Annotated in this window: 16 protein-coding genes; 5 read left to right on the top strand and 11 right to left on the bottom strand. The window is 74.3% G+C overall.

The window, feature by feature from the left end:
* Window positions 1-17 precede the first annotated feature (17 nt).
* Window positions 18-1,694, bottom strand: a complete 1,677-nt coding sequence (locus tag B1205_RS23765; RefSeq protein WP_254910153.1) for a hypothetical protein — start codon at window positions 1,692-1,694, stop codon at window positions 18-20.
* 35 nt (window positions 1,695-1,729) lie between these two features.
* Here B1205_RS23765 and B1205_RS32240 point away from each other — a divergent pair, with 35 nt between their 5' ends.
* Window positions 1,730-2,089, top strand: a complete 360-nt coding sequence (locus B1205_RS32240; protein ID WP_254910152.1) for a hypothetical protein — start codon at window positions 1,730-1,732, stop codon at window positions 2,087-2,089.
* A 123-nt stretch (window positions 2,090-2,212) separates the two neighbouring features.
* On the opposite strand, the gene B1205_RS23760 is transcribed toward B1205_RS32240, so the two are convergent.
* The 3 genes from B1205_RS23760 to B1205_RS23750 form a co-directional block, all read right to left on the bottom strand.
* A complete protein-coding gene (locus B1205_RS23760) occupies window positions 2,213-3,217 on the bottom strand; it encodes a glycine betaine ABC transporter substrate-binding protein (RefSeq protein ID WP_089157625.1) in 1,005 nt (334 codons plus the stop codon).
* 211 nt (window positions 3,218-3,428) lie between these two features.
* A complete protein-coding gene (locus B1205_RS23755; protein WP_089157624.1) occupies window positions 3,429-4,151 on the bottom strand; it encodes an ABC transporter permease in 723 nt (240 codons plus the stop codon).
* Between the two features lie 114 nt (window positions 4,152-4,265).
* The gene (locus B1205_RS23750; RefSeq protein WP_089157623.1) at window positions 4,266-4,952 is read right to left on the bottom strand and encodes an ABC transporter permease; all 687 of its coding nucleotides are present in this window, start codon (window positions 4,950-4,952) and stop codon (window positions 4,266-4,268) included.
* 2 nt (window positions 4,953-4,954) lie between these two features.
* On the opposite strand from B1205_RS23750, the gene B1205_RS23745 reads away from it, so the two are divergent.
* Window positions 4,955-5,947 carry an ABC transporter ATP-binding protein gene (locus B1205_RS23745; RefSeq protein WP_089157622.1) on the top strand — a complete coding sequence of 331 codons (993 nt, stop codon included), beginning with the start codon at window positions 4,955-4,957 and terminating at the stop codon, window positions 5,945-5,947.
* A gap of 22 nt (window positions 5,948-5,969) precedes the next feature.
* Here B1205_RS23745 and B1205_RS23740 read toward each other — a convergent pair whose 3' ends face one another.
* The 7 genes from B1205_RS23740 to folP form a co-directional block, all read right to left on the bottom strand.
* A complete protein-coding gene (locus B1205_RS23740; protein ID WP_089157621.1) occupies window positions 5,970-6,461 on the bottom strand; it encodes a hypothetical protein in 492 nt (163 codons plus the stop codon).
* Between the two features lie 82 nt (window positions 6,462-6,543).
* Window positions 6,544-6,846 carry a hypothetical protein gene (locus B1205_RS23735; RefSeq protein ID WP_089157620.1) on the bottom strand — a complete coding sequence of 101 codons (303 nt, stop codon included), beginning with the start codon at window positions 6,844-6,846 and terminating at the stop codon, window positions 6,544-6,546.
* 62 nt (window positions 6,847-6,908) lie between these two features.
* Window positions 6,909-8,141, bottom strand: a complete 1,233-nt coding sequence (locus B1205_RS23730) for an ABC transporter permease (protein ID WP_089157619.1) — start codon at window positions 8,139-8,141, stop codon at window positions 6,909-6,911.
* Between the two features lie 118 nt (window positions 8,142-8,259).
* The gene (locus tag B1205_RS23725) at window positions 8,260-8,790 is read right to left on the bottom strand and encodes a DUF3180 domain-containing protein (RefSeq protein WP_089157618.1); all 531 of its coding nucleotides are present in this window, start codon (window positions 8,788-8,790) and stop codon (window positions 8,260-8,262) included.
* Complete coding sequence (gene folK, locus B1205_RS23720; protein ID WP_089157617.1) at window positions 8,787-9,314, bottom strand: 2-amino-4-hydroxy-6-hydroxymethyldihydropteridine diphosphokinase; 528 nt, start codon at window positions 9,312-9,314, stop codon at window positions 8,787-8,789. Before folK ends, B1205_RS23725 begins: the two co-directional genes overlap by 4 nt.
* Window positions 9,311-9,670: a dihydroneopterin aldolase gene (gene folB, locus B1205_RS23715; RefSeq protein ID WP_089157616.1), complete on the bottom strand. Its 360-nt coding sequence runs from the start codon at window positions 9,668-9,670 to the stop codon at window positions 9,311-9,313. The genes folK and folB overlap by 4 nt, the downstream gene beginning before the upstream one ends.
* Window positions 9,667-10,548: a dihydropteroate synthase gene (gene folP, locus B1205_RS23710; RefSeq protein ID WP_089157615.1), complete on the bottom strand. Its 882-nt coding sequence runs from the start codon at window positions 10,546-10,548 to the stop codon at window positions 9,667-9,669. Before folP ends, folB begins: the two co-directional genes overlap by 4 nt.
* 357 nt (window positions 10,549-10,905) lie before the next feature.
* On the opposite strand from folP, the gene B1205_RS23705 reads away from it, so the two are divergent.
* The 3 genes from B1205_RS23705 to B1205_RS23695 are packed head-to-tail and all read left to right on the top strand — an operon-like array spanning window position 10,906 to window position 15,048.
* Complete coding sequence (locus tag B1205_RS23705; protein ID WP_089157614.1) at window positions 10,906-11,220, top strand: hypothetical protein; 315 nt, start codon at window positions 10,906-10,908, stop codon at window positions 11,218-11,220.
* Between the two features lie 14 nt (window positions 11,221-11,234).
* Window positions 11,235-11,597, top strand: a complete 363-nt coding sequence (locus B1205_RS23700; RefSeq protein WP_089157613.1) for a hypothetical protein — start codon at window positions 11,235-11,237, stop codon at window positions 11,595-11,597.
* Window positions 11,598-11,646: 49 nt separating this feature from the next.
* Complete coding sequence (locus B1205_RS23695) at window positions 11,647-15,048, top strand: ATP-binding protein (protein ID WP_089157612.1); 3,402 nt, start codon at window positions 11,647-11,649, stop codon at window positions 15,046-15,048.

The following is a 15,048-nucleotide window of genomic DNA, read 5'->3' as shown; positions in this document are numbered from 1 at the left end:
CCGGACCGCCCGGCCGGTCAGGGCCAGCGGTTCCCGGCGTCCCGGGGCGGTCGGTCGCGGTCGCCGGGTTCCGGCCCGCGCCGCTCCGACTGCGGCTGCCGCCACTCCGGTTGTGGTTGCCGCCATTCCGACTGCGGCTGCCGCCACTCCGGTCGTGGTTGCCGCCGCTCCGGCTCGGCCTGACGCCACTCCGGCTGGCCGCTGCGCTGGGCCGGCGGCCGCCACTCGTCCGGCACCGGCACCCCGCCGGCCGGCAACGCGGCCTGCCGCTCCTCCGGCCAGCCCTCGCCGGGTGACGGATCCTGCCGCGCCGGACCGCGAACCGAGGCCCACCGGTCCTCGACCCGGTACTCGGTGCCGCCGTCGTCGGCGTGCACCGCCGCCCGCCGCTCACCGATCCGCAGCTCCCGGCCCCGCCCGTCGTCGCGGACCGCCGCCCACCGACTGCCGGTGCGCAGCTCGGACCACTGGTCACCGTCCGGCTCAACCGGCACCGCCGCGCGACCATGCTGCCCGACCGGCGTCGCCCGACCGTACTGCTCGGCGCGGCCGTGCTGGTCCGCCCGGCCGTACTGGTCCGCCCCGCCGGGCTGCTCAATGCCGCCGTACTGGTCCGCGCGGCCGTACTGGTCCGCCTCGCCGGGCTGCTCAGTGCGGCCGTACTGCTCGGCCGGGCGCCGCCAGGACGGTGCCGGACGCTCCTCCGGCCGGAGGTCGGCGTCCGGTTGCACGGTCCAGGTGCCCGGCACCAGGCGTGCCGGTGCGTCGCGCCGGTTTGCCGGGCCGTCGTGGTGGCCCGGCCCCGCCGGCCGGGAACGAGTGCCGGCCACACGCTCGGTCCCCGAACCGGGCCAGGACCGCCGTTCGCCCGCCTCCCCTCCGGAATGCGACGACCAGCCGTCGTCCACCTCGCGCGACGCCCAACCCTGCTCCCCACCGGCGGCCCGGCCGACACCCGCCCACGGATGCTCGCGCCCGTCGCCGCCCCAGGACGACCCGTCGCCCGGCGCACCCGGCCGCAAGCCCTCAGCCTCGTCCCGGGGGTCGGGCCACGCCCGCTCCGCGCCAAGACCGGACCGTGGGCTACCGGACCAGCCGTCCTCGTCCGCACCGGACCAACCGGACCGCGCGTGCTCGTCCCGGCCCGGCTCGTGGCGTCCCGCGCCGCGGTACTCGGCCGCTTCCGCACCCCGCGGCCGTTCCTCCACGGGGGGCGACCAGCGGCCGGCGAACCCGCCGTACCGGGGGCCGGCCGGATCGCCACCACCGTCCACGATGGTGTGCCGGGTGGTGACGTGCACCGTCTCGGTGTGGTGGACCACCCCGACCGGCCGGGCCCCCGACTCGGGCACCCGCGCCGACCCGTGGGCACCGGCGGCACCCCGCTCCGTGCCATGGCCGCCGGACCGGTCGCGAGCGGCGTCGTGCGGGTCACGCCGCTCCCGGTCGCGGTCCAGGTGCGGGGCACGCCGCTCCCGGCCCTCGTCGGCGTACCCGGGTCGCTCGCTGTCGTGGCGGGCCGCCGGAGGCAGGTCGGCCCCGTGACGGCCACCCGTCGACCCGCTCGGCTCGTCCTCGTCATGGCCGGTCGGCTGCGCCCGTACCGCCGCATGATCAGCCGGTCGGTGGACCCGCTCGTACGCACCGGCCACCGGCACCCGGGCCCGTCCACCCGGACGTTCCTCGTCCGCCACGGCCNGGCCAGGCCCGCGGCCGCGGCGTCGAGCCGGTGACGTACGGCGGCAGCCGCCTTCTCTGCCCGCTGGGCCTGGTCGAGCGCCTGATTGCCGCGCTGCGCGGCGGCCACGATCTCGACGCGCAACTCCTGGCGCAGCTGCGCCAACTCCTCGCGCAGCTCTTCCGACGAGGCGTCGGCGGCGCCGCTCTCGGCCCGCAGCGCGATGGAAAGGCCGATCAGCACCACGGCCAGGATCGCCAGCACCGCACCGAACCGGAGCGTGCCGTTGCCGTCCGCCACCAGCAGAATCAGCGCCGCCAGGGGCGCCAACCCGACCCCGCCCCAGAACAGGACGGTCAGCGGCGTCGGGGTGCGCTTGTCGGCGGAAGTGACCGAGGCTGGCATGGGTGAGCAGACTACCGAGAGTTCCACCGCAGGGGAACGGGTCGGCACGGTCGGATGCCCGCCTCGGTGACCCGCGTGCCCGTACGCACCGCCACCGGCCGGCCGGTGCGGCCGGCCGGTGGCGACGGGTCAGCTCGTGGCGAGCGCCGCGTCGGAGGAGAAGACCAGGCCGACGCTGGCCGAACCGGTCTTCAGCGCGTTCTTGGTCTGCGGGCCACCCGCGTCCAGCGAGCTGAACGAACCGGCCTTGAAGTCGTAGATCTCGACGAGACCGGCCTGGCACTTCGGCCGTTGCGGGCACTCCGGGGGACCGGCCAGCACGGTGGCCTGACCGGAGCACTTGGCGGCCAGGTCGGAGAGCGTGGACACGGCGTACTTCTCCGCGAACGCCTTGGTGACCGCGAAGGCGTTCTGGTCCTGCGCCTGCGACGGCTGGCCGAACTTCAGGCCGACCTTGTCACCCTCGGCCTGCAGGGCCGAGACCGTCTTCGCCAGCTCCGGCGAGGAGACCGGCTGCGCGTCCTTGCCGTTGGCCTTGGTGTTGAGGAATTCGGCCATGGTGGCCGCGTACTCCGGGACGACCTGGATCTGCCCCTTCTCCAGGGCCGGTTCGTAGAGCTCGCGATTGCCGATGGTCTGCACCTTGACCTGGTAGCCGGCCGCGGTGAGCGCGATCTTGTAGAGCTCGGCCACGGTCTGGCTCTCGCTGAAGTTGCCCGCGCCGACCGTCACCTGGCCGCCCGGCCCCTTCCCGATCCCGCCGGTCACGCCGTTGGCCTCGGCGAACTCCTGCGCCGCCACCTGAGGCGTCTTCCGGTCGACGTCGACCGACCGGTTGAGCTGGATCAGCTTGGGGGTGTCGAGCGCCGCGGAGACCTTGTCCAGAGCGGCAACCAGCGGCGGGGTGGCCGCCTTGGCGTTGATCGCGGGGAGGACGTTGTCGGTGTTCTGCAACTTCTTGTCGTCGGTGAGGACGACCAACTGGTCACCCGCGACGGGGGCGCAGCCCGCCCCCGAAGCGCCCGCCTCCGGGGCGTCGGTGCCGGACGAGCCGGCGTCACCGCAGCCGGTGAGAAGACTCGCCGCGGCGAGGGCGCCGAAGGCCCCCGCAGCCAGCCGTGAACGAGCGCGCATCAGTTGCCCGCCTTCCGTGTCCCGGCGCGACCCCCTCGGGCCGGCCGCGTGTCCGACGGGCATCCGGTTGGCGCCCGCGAGTTCACCCAACATCCTGGACGACCCGACCGACAAATCCGGAGCGGGTTTCGTCATCCGATCGTCACCCTCGGGCCACCCATGGGCGTGACCGTCGTCACACCCGCGCGGCCGGAGCCCGCCCGGGGACGGATCAGCCGCCCGCGGTGGCCGCGGTCGCGCGGCGGTTCGCCCGCCGCCGGACGCGGCGCAGCGGGCGCGGCGTGACCAGCCGCTCCACCACCGCGAGCATGCCCTCGACCAGCAGCGCCAGGCCGGCCACCAGGACACCGCCGGCGACGATCTGGCCGCCGCCAGCCGCGATGTCCAAGCCGAAGCCGGCCCGGATGATCTGGCCCAGGCCACCGCCGTTGACGAAGGAGGCCAGCGCGGCGGTGGCCACCACCTGCACGGTCGCGGTCCGGAACCCGGCCGCCAGGTAGGGCACCGCGAGCGGCAACTCCACCCGCCGCAGCACCTGCCCGCCGGAGAGCCCCATGCCGCGCGCGGCGTCCCGGGCCTCCGGATCGGCCTGCCGCACCCCGGTGTACGCGTTCGCGAGCAGCGGCGGCACCGCGAAGACCGCGAGCGCCACCACCACGGACGATCGGCCGAATCCGAGGAAGGTCAACGGCAGGATGGTGAGCAGGGCCAGGGTGGGGATCGCCAGGGTGACGTTGGAGACCAGCAGCACCAGGCCGCCGCCCCGGCCGGTGTGCCCGAGCCAGAGGCCGATCGGCCAGGCCACCAGGCAGCCGAGCAGCACCGCCAGGGCGGACATGCTCAGGTGCTCGCCCAGCCGGTCCAGCACGCCGCCGGAGTTGGTCCAGTTCAGGGGATCGTTCAGCCAGACCACGGCCTGCTGCACCGGGTTCATTGAGCCTGCCTTCCGCTCGCGACTGCGGGGCCCCGCTGCGCTGCACTCCTCGCGCTCACCGCGCCCACCTTCCGCTCGCGACTGCGGGGCTCCGCTGCGCTGCACTCCTCGCGCTCACCGGACCCGCCCGCGCAGCCAAGGAGTGAGCAGCCGGCCCACCCCGGCCAGGACCAGGTCGAGCACCAGCGCCAGCAGCACGCAGAGCACCGTGCCGGTCATGATCTGCGCCTTGTAGAAGTTGTTCTGGAAGCCCGCGAAGATGAGCTGACCGAGCCCACCCCGGCCGACCACCACTCCCACCGTGACCAGGGCGACCGTCGACACGGTCGCCAGCCTCAGGCCGGTGAGGATGCCGGGCAGCGCCAGCGGCAGCTCGATCCGGAACAGCCGGCCCCAGCGGCCGTACCCCATGCCCTCGGCGGCCTCCCGCACCTCGGGCGGCACCTGGTTCAGGCCGGCCAACGCGTTGCGCACGATGACCAGCAACGCGTACAGCACCACCACTGTGAGCACGGTCACCGCGCCGATGCCGAGGTAGGGCGCGAGGAACGCGAACAGCGCCAGCGACGGGATCGTGTAGAGCACCCCGGTCAGCGCCAGGATGGACGCGGACAGCGACCGGAACCAGTACGCTGCCACCGCGAGCGGCAGCGCCACCAACGCGGCGATCAGCACGGCCCGGGCGGTCAGCCAGGTGTGCTCCCGCAGCGCGGCGAGGATGGTGTCAGAGTTGTCCCGCACGTACTGCCAGGAGAACCACGGATTACCCGGGGCAGCCCGGTAGCTCAGGTGGAGGAGCACACGTGGACGTTACCCCGGGGGCCACCGTCGGTCACGGCGCCGCCTCGATCACTCTGGAGCGCATCAGCAAGCGCTACCCGGACGGCACCGAGGCGGTCCGCGAGCTGAGCCTGGAGGTCACAGCCGGCGAGCTGGTGGTGCTGATCGGCCCGTCCGGCTGCGGAAAGTCCACCGTGCTGCGCATGGTCAACCGCCTGATCGAGCCGACCGGCGGGCGGATCCTGCTCGGCGACGACGACGTAACCCGGGTCGACCCGGTGACGTTGCGCCGCCGCATCGGGTACGTGATCCAGAACGTCGGCCTCTTCCCGCACCAGACCGTCGCCGCCAACGTGGCCACCGTGCCGGGGTTGCTGGGCTGGTCGCGGGAGCGGACCCGGGCCCGGGTGGGCGAGCTGCTGGAGCTGGTCGGCCTCGATCCGGCGCAGTTCGGCAAGCGCTACCCGCAGGAGCTGTCCGGCGGTCAGCGGCAGCGGGTGGGGGTCGCCCGCGCTCTCGCCGCCGACCCGGTGGTGCTGCTGATGGACGAGCCGTTCTCAGCCGTCGACCCGATCGTCCGGACCCGGTTGCAGGAGGAGTTCCTGCGGTTGCAGGCCGAGGTTCGCAAGACCATCGTGCTGGTCACCCACGACCTCGACGAGGCGGTGCGGCTGGGCGACCGGATCGCGGTGCTCTCCGAGGGCGGCGTCCTGCAGCAGTACGACCGCCCCGCCGCGCTTCTGGGCTCGCCCGCCTCGGAGTTCGTCCGCGAGTTCGTCGGCGCCGACCGGGGCATCCGGCGGCTGGCGGTCACCCCGGTGACCCGCGCGGTGCTCGACCCGCTGCCGGCCGACGACGCGACCGGCCTGCCCACCGTGCCGCTCGGCGGCTCGGCCTACGACGCGCTGGGCGCGCTGCTCACCTCCGGCGCCGAGCACGCGGTGGTCACCGAGGAGGGCCGTCCGGTCGGGCTGCTCGCCCGGACCCGGGTGCTGACCCTGGGCGCGGTGGACTGAGGCCCACCCGAGCCGACCGGGGTCAGGCCCGACCGCCCAGGCTCGCCAGGCCGACGATCCAGCCGGCGAAGAAGCCGTACGTGACGCCGGTGCTCGTGGCCTGGAAGGCGGCGAAGAGCGTGCCGTGCGGCCCGAGGAGGGTGGCGAGCAACGCGGTCAGGCCGGCGGCCAGGGCGTACGCGCCCCAGCCGGAGAGGAACTGGCTGCCCGAGGCCGCCACCCGGTCGACCTGCGGACCGGGCAGCAGGTAGAGCAGCGCCGCGGCGAGCACGATCAGCAGGATCGCCCGCAAATTGGTGGCGAACATGCCCTCGTCGGCGTGCCACCGCCAGGCCGGCCAGGCCAGCAGCCGCAGGAACCAGCCGCCGGCTCCGGTCGGGTCGGTGTGCTCCTGCGCCCAGCCGACGTACATCGGACTGCCGCCGACCGCGACGAGGAGGAACGCGGCGAGCGTGCCGGTACCGGCGGCCGTGCCGTACCGGGGGACGGTGCGGGGGCGGTTGGTGAGGGCCATGGAACGGTCAGTTCCCGGGCCGCCGCGCCGGGCAAACCTGCGTAGCCGCGCGACCGCCGTCGGTCGGCGGGCGGTCACCGGGTCAGTGCTTCATCAGGTAGTCGATGAAGGCGGCGCGCAGCAGCGGCGCGGACTCCTCGTAACCGTGCCCGGTCAGCTCGCGCCACAGCGCGTTGGCCTCGTCCAGGGTCGGCCCGATGGAGTTCGGGGCGCCGTCCAGGGCGGCGGCCTCGTCGGCGTTCGGCAGGTGCCGCAGCACCGACCAGAAGAACCCCACGTCGTGACGCTCCCGGGCCAGGTGGAACGCCTGCTCGCGCAGCTCCTCGGTGGAGAGCTTGTCGAGTTCGTCGAAGGTACGGCCGCCGGGGGCAGGAGTCTCCGTCATGTCGCCGAGCCTAACCGGCGAGATCAGCTCCGGCCCGCCGGACGCGACGTCGCCGGCCGCCGTCAGCGGTCGTCGGCGTCCCAGCGTCGCGGCTCGTTCTGCCAGCGCGGCGCCTCCCAGGCGTCCACCGGCGTGTCGGTGTTACGGGTCGGCAGCACCGACGGCCAGGTGTCGGCCGGCTCGGGCGCCGGGGTCATCGCCCAGCCGGCGCTGATCGTGCCGTCGCCGACCGGCCGGAGCGGACCGGGCGTGCCCGCGCCGGGCGTGCTCGGGCGAGGTCGGCCGAACGTCTCGACCAGCCGGGTGACCACCAGCCCCGCGCCGAGGGCGACCCCGCCCACCGCCCAGCGGCTCACCGTCCACTCGTGCGCCACGGTCCAGGCCAGGAACACCATCACCAGGCAGACCGCGAGCAGGGCGCCGAAGACGCCGCCGCGCCGGCCGTACGCGCTGGTGCCGCCGAGCAGCACCGTGCCGACCGCCAGCACCGTCCAGTCCAGCCCGGTGCCGGGCTGGACCGGGCCGTCCCCGTTCGCGGCGATCAGCAACCCGCCGAGCATCGCGAGGACCGTGGAGCCGACGAGCGCCAGCCCGGTCACCGTGGCCGCCACCGCGCCGCGTCGCCGGGCGGGGTCGGCGACCGGACGGAAGCGTCCGATCAGCCGGCGCACCGGTTTGATCGCGCCGAAGAGGCCACCGAGGACGGCCACCGCGGCGAAGCCGACGAAGAGGTAGAGCGCGCTGCGCCGCGGATCGTAGTCGCCCTGCACCGCGACCGGGGCGGTCCGCTGCTCCAGGTGGACGATCACGCCGGCCGCACCGGCCAGGCTCGCGGCCCAGCCCGGTACGTGCAGCACCACCACGGCCAGGGCGAGTGCCAGCCCGGCGACCGCCGCCACCGCCAGGGCCGGGAGCAGCGCCTCGCGCATGTCCCGGTCGCCCTGCTCGGCGAAGTGGAACGCGGCGGCCAGCGCGACCGGACCGATCGCCAGGTTGACCGCCGCGGCCCGCAGGCTGAGACCGGCGGCCAGCGTGAGCAGACCCAGTCCGGCCACGTCGACGAGCAGCGCCTTCAGCGCTTCGCCGCGCAACGCGTCCGCGTCCTCCCGCCAGAGCGCCCAGGTGACCGTGACCAGCCCGGCCAGCAGCAGGAACTCCCAGACCACGTGCACCGCGATCCGGTCCCGGCCGGGCTCGCCGTGGGACGGGTCGTCGAAGACGTTCTCCAGCACGGCGGCGGGTACGCCCGACGACGTCTCCGGTGGCGTCGTCCGGCCCGACTCGTCGTACCCCATTGGCCCGCGCCTCCCAGGTGGCCGCGTCCGGCCCACTCCGCGGGCGGACCGGTGGCGGCCGTCGCTCTCCGGTCGTCAGGGACGGTACCGGCGGGCGGAGGTGGGGGAAAGCCTCCGCTCAGCGGCGCCCGCGCGGCGTCTCCCGATCGCCCGGCTCGCGGTCCTCGTCGTCCTCCTGCTCGGGCACCCGGCACGAGCGCTCCAGCCAGAGCGCCGCCGCGACCAGGGCCAGCGAAGCGACCAGCCCGGCCACCGCGGCGGGACGGTCGCCGACCGCGGCGTTGGTCCGCTCCACGAGGAGCCAGCCGGTGAGCCCGGCGTAGAAGCCGGCGAAGATGGCCCCGGCCAGCGCGGACGCCTTGGCGAGCACCACGAACCGGGCGACCAGCAGCGGATTCACCGGCTCCCGGCCGGGGCGCCGCTCGATCCGGCTCCGGGTGTTGAGCGCCGCGTAGGCCTCCAGCACCGCCAGCCCGGCCAGCGTGATCACCGGCAGCCAGGGCAGGTCGGGGGCGAAGTCGTAGTAGAAGCCGCTGATCAGCAGCCAGGCCACCGCGGCGGCGGCCAGACCGGCCACCACCAGCGTGGAAACCCGGGTCGGACCCATCCGGAAGCGGTGGGGATCCTGCGGGGACCTGGCCGTGCTCATGCGTCCGACTCTAGCGTCAGATCCGGTCGCGGGCTCAGTTCCAGGGCGTCGGCGGCCAGCGGTTCGGCGTTGAGCAGATCGGTCAGCCAGCCGTGGCCGGGCAGCCGGCCGTGCGGCTCGATGTCGATCCACGGTCGCAGCACGAAGGCGCGCAGGTGGGCGCGGGGGTGCGGCAGGGTCAGCTCCGGGTCGTCGCTGAGCACCGGCTGCCCGGCGGGGTCCCAGACCGCGACCACGTCCACGTCCAGCGTGCGCGGCCCGTACCGCCGGGCCGGGTCGCGGACGCGCCCGGCCGCCGCCTCCGCGGCCCGGGCCCGCGCCAGCCAGTCACCCGGCGTCGCCGCCGGGTCCGCGACCATCACCACCGCGTTCAGGTACGCGGGCTGCGCCGCGTCTCCCCACGGTGGAGTCTCGTAGACGCCGGAGACCAGCAGCACCCGCTCGCCGAGCGCCGCCACCGCGCCGCGCAGGTGGCCGAGCCGGTCGCCCAGGTTGCTGCCGATCGACAGCACGGCCCGGGTCACCGGGTACGCCGCAGGGTGACGGCCACGTCCCGGAAAGCGTGCGGGATCGGGGCCTCCGGCTTGTGCACGGTCACCGTCGCGGCGGTGACCCGCGGCGCGGCCAGGCAGATCGCGAGCAGCCGGTCGGCGAGCGTCTCGATCAGGTTCACCGGCTCGCCGGTGATCACCGCGACCAGCCCCTCGGCCAGCTCGCCGTAGTGCACGGTGTCGGTCACCTCGTCCGAGCGGGCGGCCGGGCCCAGGTCGAGTTCGAGCACCGCGTCGACCACGAACTCCTGCCCCTGGACGCGCTCGAAGTCGTAGACGCCGTGCCGGCCGTGCGCACGCAGGCCGGTCAGCTCGATCCGGTCGGTCATCGCGGTCCCCCGTTCCGGGCGTCGGCGCGGCCGGTCGCCGCCACCAACCGCGGGCTGCCGGTGGCCCGCCAGACGGCGAGCGCGTCGGCGGTGCCCCGGACGTCGTGCACGCGTACCCCCCACGCGCCGGCGGCCACGGCCAGCACGCTGGTCGCGACCGTCGCGGCCGCCCGCCCGTCGGTGGGGCGGGGATCGCCGGCCGGGTCGGCGAGCAGCCGGCCCAGGTAGGACTTGCGGCTGGCGCCGAACAACAGCGGGAAGCCCAGCTCGACCAGTTCGGGCAGGCGCGCGCTGAGTTCCCAGTTGTGCGCGGCGGTCTTGGCGAAGCCGAGCCCCGGGTCGACGATGATCCGGTCGGCGGCGACGCCGGCGGCGAGCGCGGCGTCGACCCGCTGGGTCAGCTCGGCCCGGACGTCGGCCACCACGTCGGTGTAGGCGGCCAGGTCACGCATCTGGCGGGAATGGCCCCGCCAGTGCATGAGCACCCAGGGGCAACCGGCGTCGCGGACCACCCGCGCCATGTCCGGGTCGGCGAGGCCGCCGGAGACGTCGTTGACCACGTCCGCGCCGGCGGCGAGCACGGCCTCGGCGACCCGGGCCCGGCTGGTGTCGATGCTGACCGGGATGCCGGCGGCGCGCAGCTCGCGGACCACCGGCAGCACGCGGGCGGTCTCGGTCTCCGCGTCGACCCGGTCGGCACCGGGCCGGGTGGACTCGCCACCGACGTCGACCAGGTCCGCACCGGCGACGCGCAGTCGCACCCCGTGTGCGACGGCGGCGTCCAGATCGGCGTATCTGCCGCCGTCGGAGAAGGAGTCGGGCGTGACGTTGAGGACGCCCATCACCACCGGGTCCTCCGCCCGTACCAGATCGGTCACGGACCCGACAGTACCGTTCGCCGGCAGGGCTTCCGGCCACCGGGCAAGCCGGAACCTCACGGCCCTGACGTGCACATTGGAACAGGTGTACGATCGGTCGTCCGGGTTGTTCGGGGTCGACTCTTCGCGGCTTGTCGCAAAGGTGGCCGGCCCGTACGCTTTGGAATTGCCCAGCATCGAGATGGCGAAGCGTGGAGGGAGGGCCGAAGCGGGACGAATTCGCCCAAACTTCACCACGCTACGTGGTGGTTGACGGACTCAGCGTCAACGACGCCGGATCCGCCGAGCACATCCCGCCAGGCTCGACCAACTGCACCACCGCGGCACCGCCGGCCGCGACCTTTGGGGAGGTTTCCAGTGATCGCCACCGAGCTCATGGCAACGGCGTCGACCGCCGTCGACCACGCGCTCCACACCCTGGCGTCGACTCCACTCGCCGAGCCGGCCCCGAAGGGCATCGACACCGACAACGTCGTCTCCTTCTTCGCCAGCAAGGTCGCGCCGATCCTGCTCGCCGTCCTCGGAGTGATCTTCATCGGCCGGGCCAGCCGGGGTGAGATCTCCAAGGTCCTCACCAGCTCGGCCATCGCCATCATCGGGCTGGCCTTCATCGCCGGCGCGGCCACACTCTTCTTCGTCGGCGACTACCTGATCAACCTCATCTTCGAGTAGGGCGTTGGGCGACGATGCGGCTGCGCACCGACGACGACATCTACCGGGCTCGCCTCGTCTACCTGGGGCCGCCCGGATACACCCTGCCCGTCCACCTGCCGTACGCCCAGTACGGCCTGTTCATGCTGCTCGTACCCCTCTACGTGTTCATCCACTGGTTGTTCACGCTGCAGGTCGAGCTCTTCCCCGCCTGGGAGATCTCGCTCGCCATCGTGACGACCTCGTTCATCTTCCGGTACGTCGACCCGGACCGGCCGGCGCGCATGGTCATCCGGACCGCGCTGACCGACTGGCGACGCACCCGGGAGCCGGCCGCCGAGCTGCGGGACCCGCGCCTCGTGGCGAGCCGGATCAGGATCCGGGAGGAACTGGCATGACCGGGCGTACACCGATCGCGCAGGCGAACGACGCGGGTGAGGCGGTCGCATGAGTCGCTCTTCCACGCCGGGTTCCCCGGCCGGGCGTCCGGCCGTCCCACCCGGTAACCGTGCGCGATCGTTCGACTACCCGCCGGACCAGGATCTGGACGAGGTCGTGCTGGACCCGGCACTCGTCACCAGTCCCGGTCACGGCCGGGTGGGCGTCTTCCAACCGCCGCGCCCGCTCGCCCCACGCGGCGGGGAACCACGCGAGCCGGTACGCCCCGACGGCGACATCGACTCTCCCTTCCTCGACCTGTTCGGCGGCGCGCAGCCCCGGGTCCGCCGCCCCGCCGGGTCAACCCCGCCCACCCCACCGGTGGAGCCCGTGGTGGCCCCACCCCGTCGCGGTGTCGGCCGGGACGCCCTGCCGATTCCGCACCAGCACACCGCCCCGGTCGACCCGGCACCACCGGCCGAGCCGACGCCACCGGCCCGGGAACGCACACCGGGCGTACGCGCCGTGGGACGGCCCCACCCGACGCCCGCGCACGCCGTGCCCGAGCCCGTGGAACCGCCCGCGCTCGAACCGCCACCCACGGCGCCTCGCAACCGGGTGCCCCAGCAGGCCGGTGACCGGCTCCCCGCCCTCCGGCCCCCCGCCGAGCCCGAGCCGGTCCGTGAGCCTGCCGCCACCCCGCCGCCGGCACGCACCGAGACCCTCCACCCCGCGCCCCGCGTCGACCGGCCGGAGCCGGGCCACGACCTGCCGGATCCGCGCCCGGTGGCATCCGCGCCGGCCCGGGAGGTCGGCCGTCCGGCCCACCGGGAGGTGACGCCGCCCCGGCAGCGCTCCGCCGACCGCCGGGACAAGCCGACCAAGCCGGTCCGGGTCCGCGCCCCGAAGATCAAGTTCGGTGATCGGGACCCGTCGGTCGAGCTGGCCATCACCGAGATCGCCGGTCACCTCACCTTCACCCCCAACACGGTCACCGCCTGGTACTGGCTGCCCGAGGTGCGCTGGGCGTTCCGCCCGGACGCGGAACGCGAGGCGCTGCTCTCGGCGATCTCCGAGCAGTACGCCGGCCTGGCCGGGTTCCGGCTGCACCTGCGCCGCACCACCCGGCCCTTCCCGGCCGACGAGTGGGCCCGCACCATCGACGCGCACACCGCCGCCCCGCTGCCCGACGTGTCTGGCACCACCGGTTGGGCCGACCACCTGGTCGCCGCCCAGCGGCACCTGATGGCGGTGAACCACGCCGAGGGCCAGACCTACCTCGGCGTCACCTTCGCCCGCCGGTCGCTCGGCGACTCGCTCACCGAACGCCTGTTGCGGACGTTCGGGCGGGGCACCGCCGACGGCGAGCGCCGCCGGCTGGGCCGCACCGTCGAGCAGTTCGACGAGGTGCTCGGCGCGTTCGGCATGCGCGGCCGCCGGGTCACCGCGCCCGAGCTGGAGTGGCTGCTCTACCGCTCGGTGGCGCTGTGCATGGCGCCGCCCGGCGTGCTCTCCCCGGTCACCAACGGCCGGTGGGAACGCGGCGACCTGCTCGCCATGACCGAACAGGTCGAGCGCTACCGCACGCCGTACGGCTCGACGGTCAAGCTGGTCAACCGGATGACCGGCGAGGAACGGCACGTCGCCGTGCTCGCGGTCGGCCGGATGGAACCGCTGGAGATCCCCGAGCGGCACGAACCCTGGCTGCACTTCCACGAGCGGCTGCCGTGGCCGATGGAGCTGTCCACCCGGGTCGACATCCTCGGCCCCAACGACTCCTTCCGGAACCTCGAACACCGACTCCGGATGATCCGCTCCCAACAGCTCGACTACGCCGAGCACGGCATCGACGCGCCGCCCGAACTGGAACGCCTGGCCAAGCGGGCGCTGGTGATCGGCGACGAGATGACCACCGGGCTGCCGGTCGACTCGGCCCGCGCGCACGGCTGGCACCGGATCGCCGTCGGTGGCCGCACCCGCGAGGAGTGCCTGGAACGGGCCCGCCGGCTCATCCAGCTCTACTCCCGGGAACTGCGGATCTCGCTCCAGCACCCGAAGAACCAGGACTGGCTGGCCCGCGAGTTCATCCCCGGCGAACCGATCGCCAACACCGGCTACGTCCGGCGGATGCCGGTCAACCTGCTCGCCGCCGCGCTGCCCCAGGCCGCGTCCACCGTCGGCGACCGGCGCGGCGACCTGATCGGCCGGACCGCCGGCACCTGCCGCCGCCCGGTCTTCCTCGACCTGCACTTCCCGATGGAGGTACGCGAGCGCTCCGGCCTCGCCGTCTTCGTCGCCGAGCCGGGCGGCGGCAAGTCCACGCTGCTCGGCGCGCTCGGCTACCTGGCCGCGCGACGCGGCGTGCAGGTGACGCTGCTCGACCCGTCCGGCCCGCTGGCCCGGCTCTGCGCCATGCCCGAGCTGGCGCCGTACTCGCGGGTGCTCAACCTGACCGGCTCCGAGCAGGGCACCCTGGCGCCGTACGCGCTGATCCCCACGCCGCTGCGCAGCGAGTTCGGCGCCGGGGCGGCCGGCGACCGGGAGTTCGAGATCGCCGTCTCCAACGCCCGGGCCGAACGCCGGATGCTGGTGCAGGACATCTGCATGATGCTGGTGCCGCCGCAGGTGGCCCGGGAAGCGTCCACCGCCACGCTGTTCCGGCACGCGGTGCGCCAGGTGCCGGCCGAGGAGACCTCCACCCTGGACGACGTGGTCACCTGCCTTCAGGGGCTCGACGACGACTCCGGCCGTGAGCTGGCGAACCTGCTGCTCGACACCGCCGAGATGCCACTGGCCATGCTCTTCTTCGGCCGGCCACCGGAAGGGCTGCTCGGCGCCGACGCCGCGCTCACCGTGATCACCATGGCCGGGCTACGGCTGCCCGACCTCAAGATCGAGCGCGAGTACTGGTCCGCCGAGGAGGCGCTGGCCCTGCCGATGCTGCACACCGCGCACCGGCTGGCGGTCCGCCGCTGCTACGGCGGCTCGATGGCCTCCCGGAAGCTCGTCGGCCTGGACGAGGCGCACTTCATGGAGGGGTGGCGCTCCGGCCGGTCGTTCCTGGTCCGGCTCGCCCGCGACTCCCGGAAGTGGAACCTGGCCGCGCTGGTCGCCTCGCAGAACCCGAAGGACATCCTCGGCCTCGACGTGCAGAACCTGGTCTCCACCGTCTTCGTCGGCCGCATCGCCGAGGACAGCGAGATCGCCTCCGAGGCGTTACGCCTGCTGCGCGTGCCGGTCGACGACGGATACGAGGCCACCCTCGCCTCGCTCTCCCAGGCCGACAGCGGGTCGGCCTCCCGGCTCGGCTTCCGCGAGTTCGTCATGCGCGACGTCGACGGCCGCGTGCAGAAGGTCCGCGTCGACGTGTCGTACGTCGACGGGCTGCTGGAACACCTGGACACCACCCCCGCCGCGGTCGCCCAGGCCGCCGGGATACTGCCGACCGTCCTGGCTGATCTGGAGGCGTGA

Origin of the sequence: Micromonospora sp. NBS 11-29, from assembly GCF_002140155.1 — a bacterium.
GTDB lineage: Bacteria > Actinomycetota > Actinomycetes > Mycobacteriales > Micromonosporaceae > Micromonospora.
The sequence above is the reverse complement of the archived record's forward strand: the minus strand, read 5'-3'. Positions and strand labels throughout refer to the sequence as shown.

Bases quoted from the DNA above. Each gene is read 5' to 3' on its own strand.
- B1205_RS23760 (WP_089157625.1), bottom strand. From the start codon at position 3,217: ATGCGCGCTCGTTCACGGCTGGCTGCGGGGGCCTTCGGCGCCCTCGCC.
- B1205_RS23755 (WP_089157624.1), bottom strand. From the start codon at position 4,151: ATGAACCCGGTGCAGCAGGCCGTGGTCTGGCTGAACGATCCCCTGAAC.
- B1205_RS23740 (WP_089157621.1), bottom strand. From the start codon at position 6,461: ATGGCCCTCACCAACCGCCCCCGCACCGTCCCCCGGTACGGCACGGCC.
- B1205_RS23735 (WP_089157620.1), bottom strand. From the start codon at position 6,846: ATGACGGAGACTCCTGCCCCCGGCGGCCGTACCTTCGACGAACTCGAC.
- B1205_RS23730 (WP_089157619.1), bottom strand. From the start codon at position 8,141: ATGGGGTACGACGAGTCGGGCCGGACGACGCCACCGGAGACGTCGTCG.
- B1205_RS23725 (WP_089157618.1), bottom strand. From the start codon at position 8,790: ATGAGCACGGCCAGGTCCCCGCAGGATCCCCACCGCTTCCGGATGGGT.
- folB (WP_089157616.1), bottom strand. From the start codon at position 9,670: ATGACCGACCGGATCGAGCTGACCGGCCTGCGTGCGCACGGCCGGCAC.
- B1205_RS23700 (WP_089157613.1), top strand. From the start codon at position 11,235: ATGCGGCTGCGCACCGACGACGACATCTACCGGGCTCGCCTCGTCTAC.
- B1205_RS23695 (WP_089157612.1), top strand. From the start codon at position 11,647: ATGAGTCGCTCTTCCACGCCGGGTTCCCCGGCCGGGCGTCCGGCCGTC.